Annotated in this window: 18 protein-coding genes and 2 pseudogenes; 8 read left to right on the top strand and 12 right to left on the bottom strand. The window is 58.7% G+C overall.

From position 1 onward, the window contains the following. The first annotated feature begins 359 nt into the window (after window positions 1-359). Both RGR602_RS15365 and RGR602_RS15360 read left to right on the top strand, forming a co-directional pair. Complete coding sequence (locus RGR602_RS15365) at window positions 360-1,538, top strand: acetate/propionate family kinase (RefSeq protein ID WP_039845816.1); 1,179 nt, start codon at window positions 360-362, stop codon at window positions 1,536-1,538. Between the two features lie 309 nt (window positions 1,539-1,847). Continuing rightward, entirely contained in the window at window positions 1,848-3,533 is a 1,686-nt protein-coding gene (locus RGR602_RS15360; RefSeq protein ID WP_039845815.1) for an ABC transporter ATP-binding protein/permease, read from the top strand. Window positions 3,534-4,016: 483 nt separating this feature from the next. Here RGR602_RS15360 and RGR602_RS40020 read toward each other — a convergent pair. From RGR602_RS40020 to RGR602_RS15345, 4 genes and pseudogenes are all read right to left on the bottom strand, one after another. Continuing rightward, window positions 4,017-4,148 (bottom strand): annotated as a pseudogene (locus tag RGR602_RS40020) (glucoamylase family protein); the annotation flags it as partial. Between the two features lie 39 nt (window positions 4,149-4,187). Next, window positions 4,188-6,107 carry a Ti-type conjugative transfer system protein TraG gene (gene traG, locus RGR602_RS15355; RefSeq protein WP_039845814.1) on the bottom strand — a complete coding sequence of 640 codons (1,920 nt, stop codon included), beginning with the start codon at window positions 6,105-6,107 and terminating at the stop codon, window positions 4,188-4,190. Next, window positions 6,098-6,325 carry a conjugal transfer protein TraD gene (locus tag RGR602_RS15350; protein WP_039845813.1) on the bottom strand — a complete coding sequence of 76 codons (228 nt, stop codon included), beginning with the start codon at window positions 6,323-6,325 and terminating at the stop codon, window positions 6,098-6,100. The genes traG and RGR602_RS15350 overlap by 10 nt, the downstream gene beginning before the upstream one ends. Then, window positions 6,315-6,599 (bottom strand): TraC family protein, encoded by a 285-nt coding sequence (locus RGR602_RS15345; protein ID WP_039845812.1) that lies wholly within the window; start codon window positions 6,597-6,599, stop codon window positions 6,315-6,317. Before RGR602_RS15345 ends, RGR602_RS15350 begins: the two co-directional genes overlap by 11 nt. 219 nt (window positions 6,600-6,818) lie before the next feature. Here RGR602_RS15345 and traA point away from each other — a divergent pair, with 219 nt between their 5' ends. Then, a complete protein-coding gene (traA, locus tag RGR602_RS15340; RefSeq protein WP_039845811.1) occupies window positions 6,819-11,438 on the top strand; it encodes a Ti-type conjugative transfer relaxase TraA in 4,620 nt (1,539 codons plus the stop codon). Window positions 11,439-11,518: 80 nt separating this feature from the next. Here the strand turns inward: traA and RGR602_RS39715 are convergent, their stop codons facing one another. Both RGR602_RS39715 and RGR602_RS15335 read right to left on the bottom strand, forming a co-directional pair. Beyond that, complete coding sequence (locus tag RGR602_RS39715; protein WP_082046555.1) at window positions 11,519-11,800, bottom strand: hypothetical protein; 282 nt, start codon at window positions 11,798-11,800, stop codon at window positions 11,519-11,521. 82 nt (window positions 11,801-11,882) lie between these two features. Then, window positions 11,883-12,089, bottom strand: a complete 207-nt coding sequence (locus RGR602_RS15335) for a hypothetical protein (protein ID WP_170251174.1) — start codon at window positions 12,087-12,089, stop codon at window positions 11,883-11,885. A 371-nt stretch (window positions 12,090-12,460) separates the two neighbouring features. Between RGR602_RS15335 and RGR602_RS15330 the strand changes: the two genes are divergently transcribed. Next, complete coding sequence (locus RGR602_RS15330; protein WP_063856006.1) at window positions 12,461-13,336, top strand: TIGR01459 family HAD-type hydrolase; 876 nt, start codon at window positions 12,461-12,463, stop codon at window positions 13,334-13,336. 21 nt (window positions 13,337-13,357) lie between these two features. Here the strand turns inward: RGR602_RS15330 and RGR602_RS40015 are convergent, their stop codons facing one another. Together RGR602_RS40015 and rctB are read right to left on the bottom strand one after the other, a co-directional pair. Beyond that, on the bottom strand, window positions 13,358-13,501 hold the full coding sequence (locus RGR602_RS40015; RefSeq protein ID WP_456107043.1) for an immunity protein Imm33 domain-containing protein: 144 nt from the start codon (window positions 13,499-13,501) through the stop codon (window positions 13,358-13,360). A gap of 383 nt (window positions 13,502-13,884) precedes the next feature. Beyond that, the gene (gene rctB, locus RGR602_RS15325; RefSeq protein WP_203226167.1) at window positions 13,885-14,295 is read right to left on the bottom strand and encodes an SMa0974 family conjugal transfer regulator; all 411 of its coding nucleotides are present in this window, start codon (window positions 14,293-14,295) and stop codon (window positions 13,885-13,887) included. Between the two features lie 192 nt (window positions 14,296-14,487). Between rctB and traI the strand changes: the two genes are divergently transcribed. The 3 genes from traI (at window position 14,488) to RGR602_RS15310 (ending at window position 17,486) form a co-directional block, all read left to right on the top strand. After that, window positions 14,488-15,114 carry an acyl-homoserine-lactone synthase gene (gene traI / locus RGR602_RS15320; protein ID WP_039845808.1) on the top strand — a complete coding sequence of 209 codons (627 nt, stop codon included), beginning with the start codon at window positions 14,488-14,490 and terminating at the stop codon, window positions 15,112-15,114. A 219-nt stretch (window positions 15,115-15,333) separates the two neighbouring features. Next, window positions 15,334-16,095 (top strand): response regulator transcription factor, encoded by a 762-nt coding sequence (locus tag RGR602_RS15315; RefSeq protein ID WP_052451591.1) that lies wholly within the window; start codon window positions 15,334-15,336, stop codon window positions 16,093-16,095. A 35-nt stretch (window positions 16,096-16,130) separates the two neighbouring features. Beyond that, on the top strand, window positions 16,131-17,486 hold the full coding sequence (locus RGR602_RS15310; RefSeq protein ID WP_039845807.1) for an amidohydrolase family protein: 1,356 nt from the start codon (window positions 16,131-16,133) through the stop codon (window positions 17,484-17,486). Between the two features lie 157 nt (window positions 17,487-17,643). On the opposite strand, the gene RGR602_RS15305 is transcribed toward RGR602_RS15310, so the two are convergent. Then, a complete protein-coding gene (locus RGR602_RS15305) occupies window positions 17,644-19,824 on the bottom strand; it encodes an adenylate/guanylate cyclase domain-containing protein (RefSeq protein WP_267285098.1) in 2,181 nt (726 codons plus the stop codon). A gap of 307 nt (window positions 19,825-20,131) precedes the next feature. On the opposite strand from RGR602_RS15305, the pseudogene RGR602_RS15300 reads away from it, so the two are divergent. Beyond that, a pseudogene (locus RGR602_RS15300) lies at window positions 20,132-20,707 on the top strand (IS110 family transposase); the annotation flags it as partial. A gap of 413 nt (window positions 20,708-21,120) precedes the next feature. On the opposite strand, the gene RGR602_RS15295 reads toward RGR602_RS15300, so the two are convergent. The 3 genes from RGR602_RS15295 to RGR602_RS38375 all read right to left on the bottom strand — a co-directional run bounded on the left by RGR602_RS15295 (window position 21,121) and on the right by RGR602_RS38375 (window position 24,206). Next, window positions 21,121-22,470, bottom strand: coding sequence for an MmgE/PrpD family protein (locus tag RGR602_RS15295; protein ID WP_039845805.1), 1,350 nt, complete (start codon window positions 22,468-22,470; stop codon window positions 21,121-21,123). Between the two features lie 29 nt (window positions 22,471-22,499). Continuing rightward, on the bottom strand, window positions 22,500-23,576 hold the full coding sequence (locus RGR602_RS15290; RefSeq protein ID WP_052451590.1) for a hypothetical protein: 1,077 nt from the start codon (window positions 23,574-23,576) through the stop codon (window positions 22,500-22,502). Window positions 23,577-23,918: 342 nt separating this feature from the next. After that, complete coding sequence (locus RGR602_RS38375; RefSeq protein ID WP_082046554.1) at window positions 23,919-24,206, bottom strand: hypothetical protein; 288 nt, start codon at window positions 24,204-24,206, stop codon at window positions 23,919-23,921. Window positions 24,207-24,409: the final 203 nt, after the last annotated feature.

The following is a 24,409-nucleotide window of genomic DNA, read 5'->3' as shown; positions in this document are numbered from 1 at the left end:
TAAATTCTAAATTAGTTACTTTAGCTAACGATCCGGGAGACCACTTAGATGCGCGGTGACAAAAAGCCAGTAAGATGAGAAGCCTGATCAACGATCAATGGCCCTGTTCACGCTCTTCATCACCGACCCGGTCGTTCAACATCTTCCCGGCCTGATGTCAAACGCGATATGGCGCAGAATGCTCCCCCGTGGCAGGCCGGGCACAAATGCTGGTGGGTCAAACTTGAGGCATGCCGCCGCCGCGGGAATCGTGCTAACCTTGCTTTCGGGATTCGGTGCGCAGCCGACTGGCATCGTGCTCGCTCACGACGCTCTACGCCGCCGCCCGTCGGCGTAAAATAGAAGTGGCGGCCTGAGCTATGGACGCAATTCTTGTCATCAATGCAGGCTCGTCGAGCCTGAAATTTCAGATCTTCGAGATCGCCGACACCGGCCCCGGCCGCTGCATTCGGGGTCAGATCGATGGCATCGGCGTACGACCTCGTCTCGTGGCCAGCGCCGCCGACGGTACCGTCCTTGTCGATCGCCGATATACGCCAGACGTTGTCGATCACCTGCCGGCGGCAATCGCCGAAACTCGCGCCTGGCTGCAGACCCTCGAGGGGTTCACGCTCCGGGCAATTGGTCACCGCGTCGTCCATGGCGGTCCGGACTACGCAAAACCGATCCTGATCAACCACGACATCCTGGACACGCTCGCCACTTTCCAGGAGCTTGCGCCGCTGCACCAGCCAAACAACCTGGCGCCGATCCGGCTCGCCATGGAGATCAATCCGGAGGTGCCGCAGGTCGCTTGTTTCGACACGGCTTTCCATCGCGGTCACGCCCCGCATACGGATTGTTACGCCTTGCCATCGACCTATTACGAGCATGGCGTGCGCCGATACGGCTTCCACGGCCTGTCCTACGAATATATCGCCGAACGGTTGACCGAAGTCGCCCCCGGCATCGCGGGTGGACGCATTGTTGTTGCCCACCTCGGCAGCGGCGCCTCAATGTGCGCGCTGAAGGAGGCGCGCAGCGTGGAGACGACGATGGGCTTCACTGCGCTCGACGGCCTGCCGATGAGCACCCGGCCGGGACAGATGGATCCCGGTGTCGTGCTGTACTTGATCGATCAAAAGGGCATGACCGCAGCGGAGGTGACCGATCTTCTCTATGGGTCGTCCGGCCTGAAGGGCCTTTCCGGCATCTCCGGTGATATGCGCGATCTTCTTGTCAGCGTCGACGCGCGTGCCGCCTTCGCGATCGATCACTTCGTCCATCGCTGTGGGCTGAGTGTCGGCATGCTTGCCGCCGCGCTCGGAGGTCTCGACGCGTTCGTGTTTACAGCCGGCGTCGGGGAGAACTCGGCCGCGATCCGCGCCCGCATTAGCGAACGGCTCGCCTGGCTCGGCGCCGAACTCGATCCCGTGGCCAATGAAGAGGGCGCAACTCTCATTTCCACTCAGGCAAGCCGCGTTGCACTCTATGTTCTGCCGACGGATGAGGAACTGATGATCGCGCGTCATACGCTTGCGCTCATCACAACGCCCTGAAATAAAACGCAGGGTTGCGCTTGGCGGCTTCTTCAGCCGCTCTCGACCCGATCCTGACCTGCGTGCTGCTGCCCGGGAAGGTCCGCAAAACTCAGAGGAGCAGTTCTTCGCTCGAGCGCGGAATCGTTGGGACAGCAGAGCCGGCAAATGGCAGGAGACGGGAGTTCTCTAAGTCGAATGCTGGCTAATCGCGATAGAGACCTATGAGGTAAAGCAGCGGCAAGACGATTTCAAGTTAAGACGATCGTTCGTGGCACCGCCGGTTGCAGCTGGGTCGTAAGTCATTGAGCTTGCCAAAGGGAGGATGGCATGAATAGCCAGCAAATTCCGCTCAAGGTAACCGCAGTTCGCTTTGCGCGCGCGGTCCGGCATTTTTCGACCTCCGATGTCGGCAAGAAGGCCAATTTGATGTTTGCGGTGCTCGCTGCGCTGTTATTCGGCGTAAGCGGCCTCAACGTTGTCAACAGCTACGTCGGCCGAAACTTCATGACAGCGATTGCAGACCGCCAGACCCCCGAGTTCATCCGGCAAGCGATCTTTTACGTCGGTGTTTTCGCTGCTTTGACAGTTTTTTCGGTCATCGCACGATTTGTCGAAGAACGGTTGGCACTACTTTGGCGCGAATTCATAGCCCGGCGCGCTGTGACGCTTTATCTCGCCAATGGCACCTATCACCGCCTGGATGTCTCGGGGCAACTTACCAACCCGGACCAGCGGATCGCGGATGACGTTCGCGCGTTCACCAGCACGACGCTCTCCTTTGTCCTACTACTGTTCAACGGCACTCTGACGATAGTGGCCTTTTCCAGCGTGCTGTGGTCAATCAGCCCATTGCTGTTTGTCGTGGCTGTCCTCTATGCGGCTGGCGGCTCTTACCTGACGGTTCTGCTCGGACGGCCGCTGATCAATCTGAACTACGATCAACTCGACAAGGAGGCCAACTTCCGCTCCAGCCTCATTCATGTGCGGGAGAACGCCGAGTCGATCATCCTGGAACGCGGCGAGGGGCGACAGCAAATTCTCCTGTCGCATCGACTTGACGATTTGGTCGCAAACTTTCGCCGCATTACGGCCGTCAATCGCAACGTGGGGTTCTTCACCACCGGCTATAACTGGCTGATCCAGATCATTCCCGCCCTGATCGTTGCTCCGGCATTCATAAGAGGAGACATCGAGTTTGGCGTGATCACACAGTCGGCCGCAGCCTTCGCGATGCTCGTAGGCGCGTTCTCGCTTATTGTCACCCAGTTCCACTCTATCTCGAACTTTGCCGTAGTGGTCGCTCGGCTCAACTCCTTACTGGAGGCAATCGAAAAATCACGAACAACCGCAGAGTCGGCCATCGAGATTGTCGAGAGAGGAGGGTGCTTGGCCTACGAGCGGCTATCCTTGCTGTCATCCAACGGCACTCCTCTGCTGAAGGAGTTATCGGTATCGATCCCGCTCGGGACCCTCGTGTTGCTCACCGGACCTAGTCAGGCTCCGGGAACGGCATTGTTCAGAGCGACGGCGGGCATTCCGGCGCCCGGCACAGGGCGCATAATTCGCCCTGGTTCCGACGACATCGTGTTTCTCAAGCAACGACCTTATCTGCCGCCAGGGACGTTGCGCCAGATTCTTGTGCGTCTGGAGAATGCAGGCGAAATTTCGGATGAACAAATGTTCCAGGTGTTGCGCGAACTTGATCTCGAATGGGTCGTGAGCCAGGCGGGCGGGTTGGATAAGGAGCAAAGCTGGGAAATGTCGCTTTCGCTGACCGAGCAGCAACTCTTAGCCGTTGCGAAAGTTCTGCTCGTGCCACCGCGGGTCGTCTTCCTAGATCGAGTCGACACGACGCTGGGGTCCAAAAAACTCCGCAAGATCCTGCGCCTCCTTTCCGACCGTTCGATCACCTGCATCAATAACGGAGAAGCCCACGACGCGCGTGATCTGTATCACGCGGTCCTTGAGTACAGTGAGGATGGTCGGTGGACGTGGACACCGAACCGAGCCTGATCTTTCCTGGAATGGCTCGCAATAACTACCGACCAATCACGGTCACGAGCAACGTCGGTAGAGCCGCCGAGGTGATGAGCTGCGATCCGCTCTACGACAACGGGACTTGACGTGTCGCTCTGCGCGTCACCGCGGATGAAGAGTACGACTGCCCCCACTCCCGAAAGCAGCCAGTGGGCTTTGCACGAACCACACCCGCGAGCGAAATTTCCACCAGGCAATCATGCTTAAGCTATGCAGGATGACCTGCAGACCAAGAGCTGCCTGGTTACCCCGAGCACCACTGCCAATACCTGAAGCGAAATTCCGATCCACCTCAGAATGGTCTCCGCGAAAATCATGGCCACCCAGTCCAGCGCATGGTACGTCCAAGCAAACTGGCGATTGCCAGCGAGGCCGCCGAAAAGAGGATTGCTCTCCTGGCCATCGAACGTCGAAAGCGACGGTCGGAGTTGCTTGTGATAGCCACGAAGGGCACCAGGATCTTGATCGGGTGATCTTTGCCGCAAATTGGCGGGTGAGGACGCCGCGTTCAACAACCACGGGGATGGTCGCCAGCGCCATGCCGATCGCCGCGATGCTTGCCGGTGCGTTCGGTTCAGAAGCAAAACGCACGCAAGCAGTCCTTGGCCGTCTGACGATATCGCTTACCGGTCAGAGGTTGGTTTTGACGAAACGGTTGGCCTTGGCCGCCTCATTCATGTCCTTGCGCCGAAAATAGATCGCTCGCCCGCAGCGGATTGGACTTTGGCCTTGGACGATAACGATCTGTTCGTCCTTTCTCATCGACTGGGTGATCTCGTGCGGCATGATCAGCGGCCTTCGCTGAAAATTCACGTTCTCCGATTGGCGAGATCCCGTGGTGGAACTGCTCCAGCCGACATTGCGCGACCGGCCCTTTACCTCGACGGTCATTTCCCCGCATTGGGCCGAGATGCTACGAGCCGTGTCGAGTGCCTTGACTGCGGCATAGGAGGCGAACGCGCAGCCGTCGATCCATGAGGTCGCTCCGTCCCTGCCGAAGTGTCGTTCCAACTGTCCAACGGATTGGTACATGAGCATCAGCGAAATTCCGTATTTGCGGCCACGGTCGCGCGCTTCTTCCAGCACGCGCATGTAGCCGAGCAGGTCGACCTCATCGAGCATGAACAATGTGCGGCGGTCGAATGCGCCATCGGCCTGCACCATGGCCTTGATCAGCGAGCCGATGATCACCCTTCCGATACCAGGATACGAGCGCAGGATGGCAGCCGGGACGTTGAGGAACACATCTTTTTTGCCAGAAACGATCTCGCTGGATTTGAAGGCGTTGCCGCAGACGAGACCAGCGTAACTGGCGAGCGACAGCCACTGCGTATCCTTCGACGCCGTCGAGTAGACGCCGGAAAACGTCTGCTCCGTCATGTTGGTGAAAACGCCGAGGGTTTCGCGGATGAAGTCGGATCCTGAATTCTCCTGAACGTCACGCAGTATGGCGAGCACCGACGGCTCCGGCTCGGAAACGATCTGGCGCAAACTGCGCAGAGTTCGCCTTCCGGCATATTCTGGCGAGAGCATCACATGCGCAAGCAGGCCGGTCAGCAGATTGTGCGCCTGGTTCTGGAAGTAGGCGCCGCTTGACGATTCGAAACGTGCGCTTTCCGATAACAGCATATGTGCGATGCCGACGATGTCCTCTTCCTTGCGGGTCGATGTTTCAATGCCGTCGAGGATATCGAAGCCCGTTGCCGGATCAGCAGGGTCGAGCACGATTACGTCACGGCCGAGAACACGCCTGCGGTACTCGACCACCATCGGCGCAACTTCCGTCGACGGGTCGAGGCAGATGAGCGGACCCGAATATCGAAGCGCCGTCGGTACGACATTGCTGGTTGTCTTGAACCCGCCGGAACCGGCGAAGAAGAGCATATGCGTGGAGTCGAAATCCTGCTTGTAGGTCAGGAGCGGCGCCCTGCCGCCTTGTCCCCACGTCGAACGATCGTAGGGGTCGAAGGAAAGCTTATGCACAAGTTCGCGATCGACGCGATAGAGCTCGCCGACGACGATTTCGCCATCGGGCGGGAAAAGTCTTGCGGCCGCACGCATCGAGAGCCAGTCGGCGTCGCCGAAGATTCCACTCTTGGCGCGTTTGACCGGATCGGCGACGACAACAGAGATGCGGGCCGACACCGCAACGATCAGAAAGCCGAGAAACGATCCAACCACGGCGAAAGCGTCGAGATAAGAAAGCGCCTCGTCCCAGGCGATGATGCCGCGCTCGACGGAGGGAGAAAGACGTCCATATTCCCGCAAGGCGTAAAAGCCGGCAACGACGAGAAGGCCGAGAAGGCTTGCGATCGCGATCGGCCGGCGTCGATGCAACGGCAAGGGCCAGACCGTCAGAAGTCCTGCGAGCGGGCCGAGCAAAAGTGCCGGCACTGGTGTTGACCGCAAGAACCAGTATTGCGTCTTCCCTGACATGCCCGAGGCCAATTCCGGCCATCGCCAGCCTGTCACGTAGACGGCAAAGGCGGTAACGGCGAGAGGGACGAGAACAAGCAGAAGGCTCGGATGCAATCGATGCTTCAATGCCATTCCGCTTTCTCCTGAACAGCGTCCAGAGAAGAGGCCTTGAACGCCTCTTTGCCGATGTCGCGCAGCCGCTGATGTTCCGAAGAACCCGGAACGATCCGGGCCAATTCGAGCAGGCCGCCGAGCAGGAACGCCCGGTCGGCTTTCGAAAGCCCGGCCTTGACGACAATGCTGCCGAGTAGAAATTTCTGCCGAGCCTCGCGCTTGCGCTCAGCCGCCATCAGAAACCGCCGCCGGCGTTCCAGTCCGGCCAGCCTCCGGTCGATGCGGTTGAGGTGATGTGGCGGCTGTGGCCTTCGGTTTCTTTTGAAATCGGGCAGCGATCTCGGCGACGATCCCATCGAGCTCTCCGTCGGACAAGTCCATCTCCGCCAGACCCGCCTTTGTCGCGGCGTGAGCAAACCGCTCGGCGGATTTTACTATCAAAAATCTTCTGCGTTCCTTCAGCTTCTCGATCTGTGCATCGAGTTCGGAAATCCATAATTTTGCTGCCATTGAAGATGCTCCATTGTGCGCGATCTAAATGATTCTCGTATTTATACACACTAGAATAAGATAGTTAAATAGGGTAGCTTGCGCAGTGCCCAAGAATTTGGAGCGCAATTCCCGCCGCTGCCGACTTTCGGAAAAGCGGCATCGCCCACTCGGGCCGATCGGTTTGTGGGCGCAACATCCGTCGCTTGAGAGATTTACACGGAAGGTCGGGAGACGATCGTGGCGATCATGTTCGTCAGAGCGCAGATGATAAGTAGGGGTGCGGGACGCAGCATCGTCTCGGCCGCCGCCTATCGCCATCGGACGAAAATGAGCGATAAGCAGGTTGGCACGACGTTCAGCCGTCGCGGCGTTTCGTCGGAACTGGTGCATGAGGAGCTGGCCCTACCGGATGAGGCGCCGGCGTGGCTGCGCAAGGCGATCGAGGGACGCTCGGTCGCCGGCGCCAGCGAGATGCTCTGGAACGCCGTCGATGCGTTCGAGAAGCGGGCCGACGCGCAGCTTGCGCGCGAACTGATCATTTCTCTGCCGGAAGAACTGATGCGTACTGAGAACATCGCTCTAGTGCGCGAATTCGTCCGCGACAACCTCACCTCGAAAGGAATGGTCGCCGACTGGGTCTATCACGACAAGGACGGCAATCCTCATATCCACCTGATGATGACGCTGCGTCCTTTAACGAAAGAGGGCTTCGGGCCGAAGACCGTGGCGATAACAGGAGCAGACGGTAAGCCGCTGCGCGTTGTCACGCCGGACCACCCGAAGGGAAAGATTGTCTATCGGTTGTGGGCGGGCGATCGGGAAACGATGAAGGCGTGGAAAATTGCCTGGGCGGACACGGCCAACCGGCATCTGGCACTCGCCGGTCATGAGATCCGGCTCGACGGCCGCTCCTATGCCGAACAGGGGCTGGACGGTATCGCACAGAAATGTCTCGGTCCGGCAAAAGCGGCATTGGTACGCGAGGGCAGGGAGATGTTCTTCGCGCCGGCGGAACTTGCCCGCCGGCAGGAAATGGCAGATCGCCTGCTTGCGGATTCCGAACTCCTGTTGAAGCAGCTTGCCAATGAGCGCTCGACCTTTAATGAGCGCGATATCGCCCGGGCGCTCCACCGCTATGTCGACGATCCGGTAGACTTCGCCAATATCCATGCGCGGCTGATGGCATCGAACGATCTCGTCACGCTGAAGCCGCAGCTGTTCGATCCGCAAACGGGAAAAGCTGCAGAGCCCGCAATCTTCACGACGCGCGACATCCTGCGCATCGAATATGAAATGTCTCAGTCGGCGCGGGTTCTCGCGGAGCGCGGCGGGCACGCCGTCCCCGATCGGCGGATCAACGCAGCGATCGAAACCGTCGAGACGCGTGATCCGGAAAGGCGCTTCCGGCTCGATGCGGAGCAGGTGGACGCCGTCCGGCATGTCACAGGGGACAGCGCTCTTGCCGCGGTCGTCGGGTTTGCTGGCGCCGGCAAGTCCACACTTCTGGATGCCGCGCGCGTCGCCTGGGCAAGCGAAGGTCGCCGGGTGATCGGTGCGGCACTTGCCGGAAAGGCGGCCGAAAGTCTGGAAGAGAGCTCCGGCATCAAGTCGCGGACGCTCGCATCGTGGGAGCTCGCCTGGGCCGACGGCCGCGACAGGCTTGGGCGCGGCGACGTGCTGGTGGTCGACGAAGCCGGTATGGTGTCGTCGGAGCAAATGGCGCGCGTCTTGAAGGTTGTCGAAGAGGCAGGCGCGAAAGTCGTCCTGGTCGGTGACGCCATGCAGCTCCAGCCGATCCAGGCAGGTGCTGCGTTTCGGGCAGTGACGGAGCGGGTCGGTTTTGCCGAGCTTTCCGGCGTGCGCCGACAGAGCGAGCAATGGGCACGCGACGCGTCCCGACTGTTTGCGCGCCGCGACGTCGAACAGGGTCTCGACGCTTATGTGGAGCGAGGCCATCTTGTCGAAGTGGAGACGCGGGAGGAAGCCATCGGACGCATCGTTTCCGACTGGACGGATGCTCGTCGTGAGCTGCTTCGGAAATCCGCCGATGAAGGAAGCCCGGGACGTTTGCGCGGCGACGAACTACTCGTTCTCGCTCACACCAACGTGGATGTGAAACGCCTGAACGAGACATTAAGGAGGGTGATGACGGCGGAGGACGCACTCGGTGACAGCCATGCCTTCCAGACCGAACGCGGGGCGCGCGAGTTTGCCAGTGGCGACCGCATCATCTTCCTCAAAAACGCCCGTTTCTTCGAGCCGCGCGCCGAGCATCCCGATGCCCAATATGTCAAGAACGGCATGTTGGGCACGGTTGTTTCGACGACCGATAAACGCGGCCGGATCCTGCTTTCGGTGCGCCTCGATAATGGCCGCGACGTCATCTTCAGTGAGGATAGCTACCGCAATGTCGATCACGGTTATGCCGCGACGATCCACAAATCGCAGGGCGCCACGGTCGACCGGACGTTCGTTCTTGCGACCGGCATGATGGATCAGCATCTGACCTATGTGTCGATGACCCGGCATCGACACCGCGCCGATCTCTACGCGGCCAAGGAAGATTTTGAGGCAAAGCCGCAATGGGGCTGGAAGAGCCGGGTCGATCATGCCGCCGGCATCACCGGGGAGCTTATTGGTGTCGGTGGGGCACAATTCCGCGAAGGCAAGGGTGTCGATCCGAGCCCCTACGCCGACGTCAAAACGGATGACGGGGTTACGCATAGACTCTGGGGTGTGAGCCTGCCGAAGGCACTGCGGGAAAGTGGGGTCGGCGTCGGGGACACGGTCACTCTGCGCAAGGACGGGGTTGAGAAAGTCAAGGTTCAGGTTCCTTTCATCGACGAGGAAACCGGGCGGAAACGTCTCGAGGAAAGGGAAGTGGATCGCAATGTCTGGACAGCCCGACAGGTCGAAGCCGTTGCGGCCAGGCAGCAGCGCATCGAGCGGGAACGCCATCGGCCGGAACTGTTCAATCAGCTCGTCGAACGGTTATCGCGCTCCGGCGCCAAGACCACCACGCTCGATTTCGAAGATAAGGCCGGCTACCAGGCTTTTGCTAGTGATTTCGCGCGGCGTCGCGGGATTAGTCATCTCGCGGAGATCGCCGCCGGGATAGAAGACTACGTTGTCCGGCAGCTGGCCCGACTTGCCGGAATGAGGAAGGAACTGGCGGTGTTGTGGGAAAGGGCAAACGTTGCTCTAAGCTTTGTGATCGAGCGCGAGCGGCACATCGCTTATGATGACCGAGTCCAGGCCCCATCCGTAGAGCAGACCAGTGCCGAGGACATGCGGTATCTTCTGGCACCTGTTACGTCTTTCTCAAGGAGCGTGGACGAGGATGCGCGTCTGGCGCAACTGGCTTCAGCCGGTTGTCAGGAACGTCAAGCGATCCTTCGCGCTCAGCTCGGAAAGATCTTTGTTGATCCGGGCGAGGCGCTTGCCGTGTTGAACGACCGGGCTTCACGCGCTGACGCCATGCCCTCCCGGCTTGCCGACGACATTACGCGTGCGCCGGCCACGCTCGGACGTCTGCGCGGCTCCGACCGCTTGGTCGATGGGCGGGCGGCGCGGGACGAGCGCAATGCCGCGAATGCCGCTCTTGCTGAATTAAAGCCGCTGGTGCGCGCCCATGCTGCGGCGTTCCGGAAGAACGCTGAGCGCTTCGCCGCACGTGAACGGACGCGCCGCACGCATATGTCGTTTTCGGTTCCAGCGCTATCGATGGCTGCCCATGCGCGTCTCAGCGAGATCGAGGCCATCCGCCAAGCGGGCGGGGAGGAGACTTACAAGACTGCGTTTTTGTTCGCCGCCGAGGATCGTTCTGTCGTGCAGGAAATCAAGGCGGTGAGCCAGGCGCTGACGGTTCGCTTCGGCCGGAGCGCCTTTACCGGTAAGGCGAATGAGCATGTCGAGTGTTACGCCATGGAGCGTATGCCGGAGGATTTGGGGGCAGAAAAGCGCGAGGAGCTGGTGAAGCTTTTTACGGCTGTAAAGCGGTTTGCCGAAGCACAGCATGAGGCCGAACGCCAGGATCGCTCGCGGATTGTCGCCGCTGTGGCCTTTGATCCGGAGAGGCAGACAACCTCCGCGCCGCCGCTGCTTGCCGCGGTTACTGAATTCAAGGCCCCGATTGAGGATGACGCGAAAGCAACCGCCTTGTCGACGCCGCATTACCAGGAGCGGCGCGCAGCCCTTGGGGAAGCGGCGATGCGCATCTGGCGTGATCCGGCCGGTGCGGTGACGATGATCGAGGCGCTAACTACAAAGGGCATCGTGGCGGATCGCATCGCTGCAGCCGTCGCCGCCGATCCTAAAGATTACGGAGCGCTACGCGGTTCGGATCGCGTGATCGACCGGCTGCTTGCTTCTGGGCGAGAGCGCAGAGATGCGCTGAAGGCCCTTCCGGAGGTTGTCACTCGCCTGACCGCTCTTGCTTCAGCCTACTCGAATGCATTCGAGGCGGCTCTTCGTACGCTTGCGGCAGAACGGCGACGCATGGGGATAGCCATTCCCGGATTGAGCAGGGGCGCCTGCGATGATCTCGAGCGCCTCACCTTAGCGGTTAAGAAGAACCCGCGGGCGCTTGCCGGAATGATCAGCGCGCTTGATCCGAAGGTCCGCGACGAGTTCGCTGTGGTGAGTAAGGCCCTCGATGCGCGCTTCGGGCCTGGTGCAATCGGGCGCGATGAGAAGGACGTCGTCAATATGGTGCCACCGGCCGACCGAAAGGCGTTTGATGCGATGCGGACATCGCTCAAGGTTTTGCAGCGGGCGGTTCGGATCGAAAGCAGTCAGAAGATCCTCGCTGGCCGTCGGTCACAGGCAATCGGTCGTGAGCGCGGTCTCGATCAATAGCGCGCGAAGAAGCAAGTGGACGCATTTTGCGTCGTCGCTATGCCCGTCGCAAGCGACGCCCGATCACGGCAAAATCAAGCTTACTGTGGTGTCGTGCCTGCAGGCGGCGTGACGGGAGCAGGCGCGGTATTATTATCTGCCGGTGCGGTCGGGGTTGCCGGAGCCGGCGCCGGTTCGGAATTGCTCGTCGAAGCAGTGCTCTGTGGATCGGTGTCAGGTGTGTTAGACCACTGGGTGAGAGCGAAAGCGCCAATCGCAATCAATCCTACCGCTGCAATCCATGCGACCCAATTCGTGCGGCGATAATCAACCGCTTTGGTTCGAAGGTCGGGATCACTTGAATTTTTAGGATCGTTCGTCATTTGCTATCTCCTTATGGGGAGGAGAATGTCGTGACACGCTATTGGTTCCAGGGGTCTGGTTAGGGCATTGGCCACGCCGGATTCATCGCGAACATCCGGCACGATTCGCGGCTTTGCCTTCTTCGAAGGCCAGCGTCCGTTCCGTCTCGCCGCCACTGACCGTCCGGGCGAGACTGGAGATGGGTAACGAAATCTGCTCAATGAGGTTGCACGGGCTCTTGGCGGCATCAAAGGCTTCGGTTTCACGGTTGTGATGGCGCGCATGGCGTTTGCACGTCGACTTTTCCATAGCCGCTTCCGTCGTCGGCGTTGCAGTGCTTTTGAACACCAAGACAACGATGTGAGATATTGACGGCGACATCCCTGAAGAAGCCTCTTCGGGAGTTGTCGATCCTTGCTTGTTTCGGCCCGTTTCAAATGGCGCTTGGCTTGCGCTCTCCAGCGTGGAGGGTTCAGAGCTTGGCAAGCGCTCAAGTCGCATTGATCACGACGTAGGAAGCGCCGCTTTCACTGTTATGGGTTGGTATGGCTGTGGCGATGGGCCAAAAATCGAAACTGTTCTGGGCGGCGCTGTGATCCATCGTACAAACACGTCATACCTTCTTGCCGAGTGGCGGCAACCATCAGGCTCAGGCAAACAACATGAGGATGCAAAGCGCGATGGCATTCGCTAGGCCAACTCTTCTCACCGGTATTTCTGAGCTTTCGGAAGCCTACGACGGTTTCATCATCGATTTGTTCGGCGTCGTCCACAATGGCGAAACTGCTTTTGCCGGAGCAATCGACTGCCTTGCTCATCTGATTGCGCGCCGGAAACGGGTCGTTTTGTTGTCGAACTCGCCGCGCCGCAAACAGGAGGTATCAGACCATCTTCTCGGGATGGGGATTACCGATGCACTCTATGACGGGTTGATAACGTCCGGTGAATTGGTCTTTGAAGCGCTGTCTGGAACCGAAAGCGGCGGGCGCCTGCAATTGGGAAGACGTTTTTATCATATGGGTCCAAGAGTGCTGTCGAAATTAATGGCGGGAACAGGGAAACGTGCCGTCACGGCAGTGACTAAGGCCGACTTCGTGTTGGTCACCGGGACGCTCGAGGAGCAATCCCTTACGGAAAGGGAGGCGCTGCTGCATGCCTGCCACGAGCGCCGCCTCCCCATGATCTGTGCAAATCCTGATCTGCAGGTGCTGATCGGCGACCGGCGCCTGGAATGCGCTGGCGCAATTACCGCACGTTACGAGGCAATCGGCGGAAAGGCATGGTATTTCGGAAAGCCACATCAGCAGGCTTATGCAAAGGCACTCGGCGTTCTGGCGCTTCCGCCGTCTTCCGTGGTTTGCATAGGGGACGGATTGAACACCGATGTCCTCGGCGCAAACCGCTCGGGAATCGACGCCGTGCTCGTAATGGGCGGAATTCACCAGTCGGAATTGCGGTCTAGTCAGGACGGTGACATCGATTGGGAACAGCTCGATGATCTGATTTTCCTGCACCAAGCATATCCTCGCTTCATCGCAAATTTGCTTTCGTGGTGAGATTACGGCGAGCTGGTCTCGTTAACGAACTACGTCAAAGAAGCCTTCTGCATCGGAATATTCTCCAGCCCAAATATACCAGCCAGTTAATTTGCCGCTTTTGGCATGACGTAACCCATTAACCGGAGCAGCTCCCGTCCTCAAATTCTCGTACACGCTCAAGATCTCATGAGATTCTATAGGCGAGAATCCTGACCCAAATCCCTGACAAACAGCACGCTGTCTTATCTCGCGGTGGATGTCTTTGCCGCTGGTTATGCCGGCCGCCTTCTAGCAAACTAGGCTCGGCCCACGCTAGCTTCTGATCGCTGAACAGCGACGGGTCAAGCCTGCGACGGAATATCGCCCCTTTGGCCAGTGGCCCTCAGCGCTTCCTAGCGCTACAACGTCCCTCAATTGAGGTCATGTCGAATGGAATGGCAGTCGTACAGTGCTAAATTGATGATCGTGGTAATCGGAGCATTGCTGATTATCTCTGCGCTCTCGCTGCTGGTGGTCGTTGATTACGGCATCTAGAAAGTAGATTCTCTTCCGGACGGCGATCAAGATCATCGCAGATGCGTATTGCATCTGGCACCGTCGCGAGACGTTGCAAACAGCAGTCCCTCGATCACCGCAAAGGGCTTGCCGACACTTAGATACCAAGAGATCACCAGCCGCTCATCCGACGTGGCGTGAAAAAGGCCGCCCTCAAGCAGTAGCTGAAGAGCATGGCGGATCACAAGATTGCTCGCACCGACCCACAGCAGGAGGCCTCCCTCGAAGGCTCTGACGATTGCCTTGCCTTCGTCGAAGAACAGAATCCGTTCCGCCCCGTTGCCAATCGCCATCCGGGCGAGTTTCGAGATCGGCAAGGACATCTGCTCAAGGAAGTCGCCCGCGTTCGGCGCCAAGACATAGCTCTCGGCTGCATGCCTGTGGGTTTCGGCTTCAATCGTCGACCGCCATCTCGTTGCCACCAAACCGCTACCTCCTTGACTCGCTGGGACAGCACATGCCTCCAACGGCTGTCGAGGACCAGGTCCCGATGCAACCGTCAGCCTGACTTAGTACACGCTTTGCCGGTGCACTCGACTGATAATTCTATTAGTCGCCTAAGGAAGGAGATTGATGTCCAATATGCAGTGAACCTATTTGTATCGGAGCTGCTTATGCAGATACTGGCTGTTCGGGCGACCGCTTTCGGTGAGTTTGCTGACCTGATCGATTCAATGCACAGACTGCGTGCCCGAGTCTTTCGCGACAGGCTGAATTGGGATGTAGAGGTCAGGAACGGCCTTGAGACCGACGAGTATGACCAACTCGATCCAACTTACATTCTTGCCGTATCGTCGGCGGGCGCGGTTGCGGGTTGCGCCAGGCTCCTTCCGGCGATGGGCCCAACAATGCTCGCCAATACCTTCCCGCAGCTGCTGTCATCGCGCAGTCTCGAGGTACATGCCTGCATGGTCGAAAGCTCACGCTTCTGTGTCGATACGTCGCTGGCCCAAAATCATACAGGCGGCTTTCTACACAGGACAACGCTCATGATGTTTGCAGGCATTATCGATTGGTCGATCGCGAGCGGCTTTCATGAGATCGTCACGGCGACCGACTTGCGTTTCGAACGGATTCTCAAGCGTGCCGGCTGGCCAATGCAGCGTCTTGGGGTGCCGTGTCCAATTGGCAATACCATTGCTGTTGCGGGAACCCTTCCTGCAAACGTGAAGAGTTTCGAACGCCTTCGCCCCGTCGGCTACCGATCGGCAATTGGAAAGCGCGATGATGTCGCGGCATGAGGCGCGCGAGCCTAATGGCTCGAGTGTTTTAGGAGTGGGAATAGAAGGCGCTCTGCGTTCCGCCACGTACTCCCCCTGCACCGTATCGGCGTGTGCGCCGGAGGCAGGAGCCAAGCAACGGAGAAATGCGCTGTTTGAGCCTTCTCCGTGGCGCGGTGTTCAGCCGGATGTGGGTTTGTCGTGAACGATCGGAAAGTGGCGGCGCCAAGGGAGAGAGAATTGACGTCGAGGAGGCCTCAGATCCTCATCGGTTCAACCGACGCGGACTACTACCTGTTGCTTGTCCACATCTTGGAAGCCGAGGGATACGGCGTGACGTTGGGCTCGGGCGCGGAGGAGATTGTCCATCTCGCGCGCGAAAATCACGTCGATGGGATCCTTCTCGATTGTCGCTCCGGCGAAACCCTTGCGCCAGAGACGTGCCTGAGGCTGAAACAGGACCCGCAGACCGTAGGAATCATGACGGTCGCCCTGGTCGGGCCGGGTGCGGAGGGCCGCTTCATCGATCTGCTGAAGGCTGGAATCGATGAGAATTTCGTCAGGCCGATTGCGCCTGCCAAGCTGCTCGGATTTCTGCGGAACCAAATTCTGTTCCAGTCCGGCTCGCATCCTTCGGCGGGCGATGGACGCATTCTCGCCTATGCGGGAATTGAACTGAATACTGTCCGGCACAGTGTCAGGCGCTTTGGTATCAGCGTTCATCTCGGACCAATCGAATTCCGCTTGCTGCAATTCTTGATGGAGAACCGTGAGCAAGCTTGCAGCCGCGCGCAACTCATCGAGGCTGGTTGGCCGGAGCGGCGCTACGTTGATGCCAAGACGGTCAATGTGCATGTCGGGCGGCTGCGCAAGGCATTGAATGTGGCAGGCGGCTCCGATGTGATCCGGACGGTCAGGTCATCCGGATACATGCTGGACGCCTCCCCCTTCGCTGATCCGCACGAGGCAGCGGATCGGCCGGGCGAGGAGACCGACGGTTAACGCTGCATCATGGCCCTTAAAAAGGAGCATTCGTCATGGATATCGTTATCCGCAATGGAGCCCTCATCACCGGCGATGGCAAGGCGTTTCACAAAAGAGCGACCGTCTACGTCAAGGACGGGAGGATTGCAGATATCCAAATTGGAAATGCGGGGACGAGCGACGAAATCGCGGCGCGAACAATCATTGATGCGACAGGCTGCATCGTCATACCAGGTATCATCAATGCACATGCGCATGGATGCATTTGCGGGCCGTCGATGCCGAGCGGCTCGCCGCCGCTCAGTGCAGATGACATTGCGTATTTTCGCAATCGGCATCTTCTTCAAGGGACAACCACTCTTTTGAATGTCTGTGGTTTGGCAATGGCCGATGAGGTCTACTCTGGCGGCGAGATCCACCATCAGATGGATATTCGCGTATCCACGGCACATACACTCAAGAACATCCAGGCAGCCCTTGCAGTCGACGGCAGAGGCCTGTCAGTGCCGCACCTGAGTGCGACGATCGATGAAATGCTTGCGTCCGGCGCGGTTGCACTCGGAGAGGTTGGCGGCGGACAGACATTGGGCGGCGGGGCGCAGGATTACAGGTTCATTCCGGAAGCGGTCCTGCGGGAGACCGGGGTAGAGGTGACACCTGCAACGGCGAGGCGTCTGAAGGATGCTGTTCTTGGCCGTTTTCTCGATCAAGCCGGTGGAATGTCGGATCCGATGCTGGAGGATGAGCTGGAACATGCCGGCCTGTCCACGCATGTCACAACCGAGCGCATCCGCGAGATCATCACACGATCCGTAATGCCATCCGTCGCACTTTCCCTCGACGGCTTCGATGAGATCGCTGAAGAGGCGGAGCGCGTCGGCTATTCCGCCATTTTCCACAACGCCGCGCCATCTGCAAAACGCTTGAGCGCGGTTGTTGAAAAACATCCAAACGCACGGATCGTCGCCGGACACAGCAATCATCCGAGCTTCTTGCCGGATGAGGCCGTTTCGATTGCCCTCGACTTGAGAAGCAAGGGTGCTGTTATAGACGTTTCTACACTCGACTGTATTAGCACGCAGTGGCGCAATGACGCCGCCAACCTAGATGCGCTCATCGACGTTGGTTGCGTGGATACGATTTCGACCGACTTCGCGGGTGGTCATTGGGACGGAATCCTCGAGGCGATACACCGGATGGTGAGAAAAGAGCAACTTTCCGCTCAAGCAGCGGTAGCGCTTGCCACCGGGAACGTCGCTGCCGTCTTTCCGCAAATGGCAGGGGATCGCGGGCTGATAGAAAAAGGCAAGCGCGCGGATTTGGCCGTCGTTGACCACGTGAACCTTAGTCGTGTCAGGCATGTCGTAATCGACGGTCGTGTTGCCGTCAGGAACGGTGTGCCAGTCTGACGGAAGGACCCAAACAAAGCTTGGTACTGAGCAATATAGATAATTTCAAAAGTCTTTAATTGAAATGGCAGCCTTAAATCTTGCAGCTAATTTGCATGAAACAATCCGGAGTTAGGTAGCACCTGCCACTGAAGTCTACGTCAGGCACAGACTGATCTCACTTCACCACCGAAAATTCGTGCCTGTCTGATTGGAGACTGAATAAATATTCGTTTTTTTGCGCGAAGGTGCCTACGGGATTGCGGGAAATGACGCCGCAGAAACGCCACCGCGTCGGATAGACGGAACAGAGCATATCGCCCTCGATTGTGCTCCTCCCCTGGTCAGACCATTCGCCAACGGTGATAAGTGTCGTGCCGTCTTCTGCGGTCACCCGCCGGTATGCCTCGCCTGTCCGGATATTGCGCCCGTGGATTTCGTGACCGAAGAGCAGAGCCCTTATCTCGTCGCCGTCGAGGCGATCTTCCGGCTTCGGACTGAAGCCGTCGGGCAGTTCCGGCACACCTGCCTTGCGCAGACCCACGAGCACCCTTTCGAGGTCGACGTAATTCTTGAATGGGAATTCGACCGCAGCCATCAGCCCTGTGTATTCAGGTTCCTGCGCTTGGGCCAGGTATGGCTTCAACCTCTCACGGGCCGTGGCAGCATCAGCGTATCGATCCAGTTGCCCGTAGGCGGAAATGAGCACCATAAGACCTGGGTAATTGGACCAAAAGTCCCAGTACGAGGTCTCCTTCGAGCCCGGAGCGGTCTTTTCGAGGGCGACGACGGCCTCCTCGAAGCGGTCCATCGAGAAGTAGGCGAGCCCGGCAAGGAAGTAGCGCCAGCGCGACCAAGCGGGATCCACACGTGCTGCGGCATCAAGGTAGCCGAGACCGTCCGCGGCCCTGCCGTTAAAAATCATCACCATACTCAGCGACTCGTAGTTGGAAGGGTCGCTGGCGTCGAGCGCTATCGCGCGCTCCGCGGCGGCGATAGCCTCATCGGATCTTTGCATCATGTTCAGCTTTCCTGCGAGGAGTGTGTAGTACCCCGGAGAGGGGTTCTTGGCGGCCTGCGTGAAGTAGGAGTCTGCCTTGCTGCGGGCTTCATCCTGTGAAAGCCCGAACACTTTCGACCGTTCCTCGGTCCAATGCGCTTCCCGATACATCCAGGCGAGTGCCGCCGCAGCATTGCCAAAGGTGCTATCAAGCGCCAAGGCCTGCTCGTAGTACTTTGCCGCCTCCACCCAATCCTCTGCCTTTTCCCTCAGTTCCAGTTCGCGGCCGCGCAAATATGCCTCGTACGCGGCGAGGTTACTTGTTCCACCAGCGATCCGGGCAGCTTGTTGGCTCGTGACCAGGCGAAGCTTGAGCGCCGTTGCGATCTCCCCAACCATCCTGTCCTGCAGCTCGAACACTTCGCTCCATTCCCCGTCGAACCGCTCCGCCCACATGCTGCCATTGGTCATAGAGTCGATGAGTTTTGCGTTGATGCGCATTTCGTCCCCGGCGCGACGCAGGCTACCTTCCAGGATGTAGCGAACGCCCAACTGGGTCGAAACCTCTGATGGCAGGCTGGACCTGTCTTTAAAGGTGAATGCGGCATTGCGTGAGATTACGAAGAGGCCGGGAATGCGTGCCAGTTCCGTTGTCAGATCCTCGGTAATGCCATCGGCAAGGTAGCCCTGCTCCTTGTCATCGCTGAGGTTGTCGAAAGGCAGCACGACGAGCGAGGGCCGGGCGTCGGCGGTAGCAACGGAGGCATCGTCTCCCGGCCGCCAAGGCTGCCACCACGCTAATCCCGCCAATAAAAAGACGGTGATTCCTATGGCGGCTGCAAGAACAGCTAAGGACTGCCGGCTTCTCCTCGCGCCGACGGTTTGGCCCTCTACCGCCGGAACGAGCACCACGCGGTAGACCCGGATAGGCTCGGCAATGCTCTTTACCTTCCGCTCGCCGAGCGCCTGGTAGCCGATGGCGAGCTTCGATTTCACGTGGTCATAGGTGGTTCCGGATATAGCAATGCCGCCGGGTTCCGCCAGCACCTGCATGCGGTCGGCGATGTTGACGCCGTCGCCGTGAATGTCGTCGCCTTCGACGATAATGTCGCCTAGGTTGACGCCAATGCGGAAAACCATCCGCTGTTCAGGCGGCAGGGCCGCGTTACGCCGGGCTTTCTCCTGCTGCAGTTCCACCGCGCAGTGCAGGGCATCCACCACGCTGTGGAACTCGACGAGGACGCCGTCGCCCATGGTCTTGACCAGGCGGCCGTGATGCTCGGCGATCTTCGGCTCGAAGAGTTCGTGCAGGTCGACCTGGAAGCGACGACGCGTTCCCTCTTCGTCGACCTCGCTCATCCGGCTATAACCGACGACATCCGCAATCAGGACTGCTGCTAGACGGCGCTCCATGCCCACTCTTTCCTGGGGCGATCTGGATCCATATCTTACAGCACGACCCCTGCGGGTGCCACCGCCGTCGCTCAAAGTGGCTGGCGGGCGAAACTTGAATAGATCGACTGGTGGCAGTTGCTTATACGAGATGGGGTATTCGGCTTGAGCCTCACTCAGACGGCAGTGGATGGTAGAAAGGTGCTGCGCTTCGAGCGATGGTAAACGTGGTCATGTCTTGCAACAGCCACAAGCATCGGAAAGGAAGCGCAGCATGAAACATTATATCGGCCTCGATGTCTCGGTCAAAGAGACCACCATCTGCATTGTCGATGAAACCGGCAAGATTTGCCGAGAGGTGAAGGTTCCCAGTCACCCTGATGACCTGATCGCCGCTTTGAAAGACCCGTCATGGCAGATCGAACGGGTGGGTCTTGAAGCCGGGCCTCTGTCACAATGGCTGTTCGAAGGTTTGGCCAGAGCGGGCTTTCCTGTGGTCTGCATTGAGACGCGTCACGTCAAGGCGTTCCTGAAGGCGCAGCCGAACAAGACTGATCGCAATGATGCGCGTGGCATCGCGCAGATGATGCGGGTTAATCTATACCGTCCTGTGCATGTGAAAACGCTGACGAGCCAGAAGCGGCGAGCCCTGCTGACGGCGCGCAAGCTACTGCAGGGAAAAGCGATTGCCATTGAAAACGACATTCGCGGACTTTTGCGCAATTTCGGGCTGAAGGTCGGGAACGTTGGAGCGGTCAAATTCGAGGAGCGTATCCGCGAGCTGGTCGACGGCATAGCTGATCTCCAGGAGATCATGGAGCCGCTGCTGACAGCGAGGCGTAAACTGCGTAGCTTGAAGTCTGGAAGCACCGAAACACCCGCTTCTAGAAGTCTTCCGACGGCCGACATCATCACATTCCCTGGACCAGATAAGCGATCGTCGCTGCGGCAACCCCATCTTCGCTTCGGCAAACACCCCGCATGATCAGGCGATTTCCGACAGCGGACCGGACATTATCTTGCTGGAAGCGTTCCTGCCGAATTCGCAGGGTGATGACCCCGCTTCCGATCTGCGGTTCGAACCGGAGCTGGTCGGCGCCGATGTGATCATGCGTGATCCAGTGTGATCGGTAAGGGTAATGGGGTAATTATGGATCAATCGTCGCAAAGTAGCATTGAGGCCACCGCAGGACGGAGCAAATCTTTGAAACCAAAAAACCGTAAGCCGCTGACAGGCATGGCTGACTATCGGTGCGAATGATCTCACTGAATCAAGGGCATGCGCAGGCATTGAAGGAAAGGAGCGGCGTCTCCTCTGTTCATTGCCAAAAGCCCGTTCAGGATAGTGCGCTGCATCTTGGACGAAAGCTTTTTCCGGGTCGCCGCGCGAAACTTCTCGACAAGTTCATCCCAATCCATCGGCCGCGCCTTGTCGCCGCGTGGCGCCGTGACGTCAGAGGTCACTGTCGTACCGTCGCTTGTGTGCAGGCTCAAATATGCAAGCGTTTCCGTGGGAAAGCGTCCGTCGATCTCGCGGTCGACCAAAAGACGGACGCTGCGGGCGAAGTCGCATAGGTCCGGTCTGGCAAGTTGGGCTTCGCTAATCGGCGCAAGCGCTGCAATTCCATCGATGACAGCAATCGCAATGCAATAGGGCAGGCTGTATTGGATATCGGTCACGGTCTTCGGCGAGTGAGAGTTGGCGAGCCGGAGAGCCCACTGAAACGTATGCACGTCTACTGATACGATCTTCTCTGGCGTTACGTCGATACGGCGGCAGACTGCCGTGAGCGCGTCAAGAGCGGGATGGATGTAGCGGCAGCAGGAGTACGGTTTGAAATAGACATTTGAGATTTCCATCGGTTGTTCAAAGCTTGCAGCGATGACCGACGGATCGAAATGTGAACGATGATCGAGCAGATCGAGCGGGCCTGTAAATCCCCGCTCGGCGAGTTGCAACGCGAGAAGCCCGGTTACCACGCTCCATGCGATGCCTTCCTTGACGTCATTTCCGGTGCATTTCGCGTAGCCAGAGCTGCCGTTTGCCTCCTGGTTCGGGGCCAGCACTCCGGCAATCGAAAGTGCCTGGGCAAGTGCTGCCGGATTTGTTCCGTAGAGACGCCCGGCTGCGGCGACGGCGCCATATCCTGTCCAGCGTCCAGATTGCCGGCTCTTTATGGCACCCGGATTTTGTGAGATAGCAATACGTATGCCGGCCTCGTATCCGAGGGCAACGGCGGCTAGGATGTCGTCGGCGGGCGCATCCGTCTCACAAGCGACCGACAAAGCAACGGGTATGACGGCTGCACCAGGATGACCGCGCGCGCCGCGATGACCGTCGTCGAAATCGAGCGCCGATGCCGAGGCGGCGTTGCAGAAGGCCGCAGCTGTCGTCCCCATGCTTTCACCGGTAAACCAAATCGGTGCGCGGCCGACTCCGAATTCTTGCCGGGCGATCGCACGCGCCACCTGTGCACCGCCGATCTCGCTTCCGACCACTGCCGCAGTCACTGCGTCCAGAATGCAGCAAAGTGCGCTTTGTCTCGCTTCGGCGGGCAAAGCTGCGGACGGATAGGCCATCAGATGATCTGCCAGGATCTGGGTCGCGTACATTTGTGCCTCCGCGTACCACTGTTTCCACCTCAAGTGCGAGCGGGCGAGCCGAGAGGTTGCGCTGCGCGAGCGTCAGGCTTGAGCCAGGTTTCGTAGACGTGGGCGGCGACATAGAGGTCGAGCATCGGCAAACCGACGCACGTGATCAGGATCGGGCGATCCGGCACGTCTCCTCCGACGGGGAGGTCTTTGAAGCCCATGACCCCGAGAAAAGGACCAAGTTGCTCCAGCGTTGCGCCCATCCGCGAGAAATAGAGCGCAAGGCTTTGCGAGTTGCGCCGGGATACCATGGAAACATCGTCGCAGATCGCAAGCCCTGACCGAAGAACAGTTTGAATGTGGTCGACAGGCGTTTCGTCCCCGCCAAGATGCAGAAGAACGGCATTCGCGAATATATCCTGCGCTGCGAAGACGGGCACGCTGGCATTGGAGGCGGTGATTACGAAGCGGCAGTCGCGGAGCTTGCGATTATCAGAAGCAGTCTCAAGTGGAACTCCGGCGGTAGGTCCATGTTTTTCGACGAGCCGCTGCGCGGAAGCTCTCGATCGGCTGCGCACGTAGATCGTTGAAATGATGTCCTTTCCGAAGTGGCCAAGCGCTTTGACGATTTCCTCGGCAATCGGGCCTGCTCCGAAGAGAAACACCGATATGTCATTTCCTATCGAGAAGAAGCGTTCAAGCGCCATTGAGGCATAGGTTGCCGTTCGTGCTGCGGAGATTTCTGTCCCGTCCATCACGCAAAGAGGACGCAGCGTGAAGCTATCGAGGAGAATAATCGTCGAGGCGGAGCGGGGCAGGCCAAAGCGGCGGTTTATTGCATTGGCGCCGACCACTTTTACCGCGGCATACCGACCCCCGACACCGGAAAGCGCAGAGAGCTTCCAGCCCAATCTCTCGCCCTTGAGTTCGTTGCGATAGGGCCGAAACTCCGGTTGTTTCCAAAGGTCTGTCTCGCTGAATGACAGAATAGACTTCAGTCCGTGCGCCCGTCCCAGACGCATGTCAGACCACGCATCTTTGGCAGCCTTGTGGAGATCATCCGCATCAAGGCGGACGCCGAGGCATGCCATGTCAGTAAGCGAAAAATATCCGGCTACAGCCTCCATCGCTTGTCCTCCGTGGGGCTCCTACATCCACTAAATGTGGCTATGGGAATCTCGCACTTTGGTTGCATCGGTTAAAGGAAAGATCGGGACATGTTTTTGTTGTCGGAGGGGTATTTGTGTAAAGCAGGAACGTCACGCCGAGTCTAAATATAAAACTTTCTTATTCCTGCGGATCTTCATTGTTGCGCAGAAAATGGCGCTGAGTCCGTCTGGACTTGATCGCGCTTAAGAGGAAATGAGACCCCGTTCCATCGCCCGGTCGCAAGGTCGGGGGCAGGGTGACGTTTCTGGGTAGGTTCGCCCCAGCGAAACCGGCCAGCCGGCTTCCTTCGCAGGATAAAGCTATTGCTGCGTGCCAGCCGGCGGCGCAGTTGCCGGAGCGGGAGCGGCATTATTGTCTGCCGGTGCGGTGGGGGGTGCCAGAGCCGGTGCTGGTTCGGAGTTACTTGTCGAAGCAGTGGCTTGCGGATCCGTATCCGGTCCAGCAAGCCACTGGGTGAGAGCAAAAACTGCAATCGCGACCAACGCTACAGCGGCAATCCATCCAACCCAAGAATTCGAGCGGCGAGAATCGCTGGGCGTCGTGCGCAGGTCGGGCTCCCGGTTTGAGTTTTTCGGGTCGTAAGCCATCTGGTATCTCCTCTTTCAGTCGGAGAAGAATGTCATGGCAAGCGATTGGTTCCTGCGTCTCAAGTCTTTGCGACAGCACAGCGGGCGTTGGACGGAATTTCCCATAGCTTGGAATGCTGGGAAGTCTCAACCGCCTGGCCCGTTGACACAAAGACCGGCTGCGCATTTCGACCGCATGGGCAAAACCGATCGCGTCGCAAGAC

This window comes from Rhizobium gallicum bv. gallicum R602sp (genome assembly GCF_000816845.1).
Lineage (GTDB): Bacteria > Pseudomonadota > Alphaproteobacteria > Rhizobiales > Rhizobiaceae > Rhizobium > Rhizobium gallicum.
This window is presented reverse-complemented; position numbering and strand designations above follow the sequence as displayed.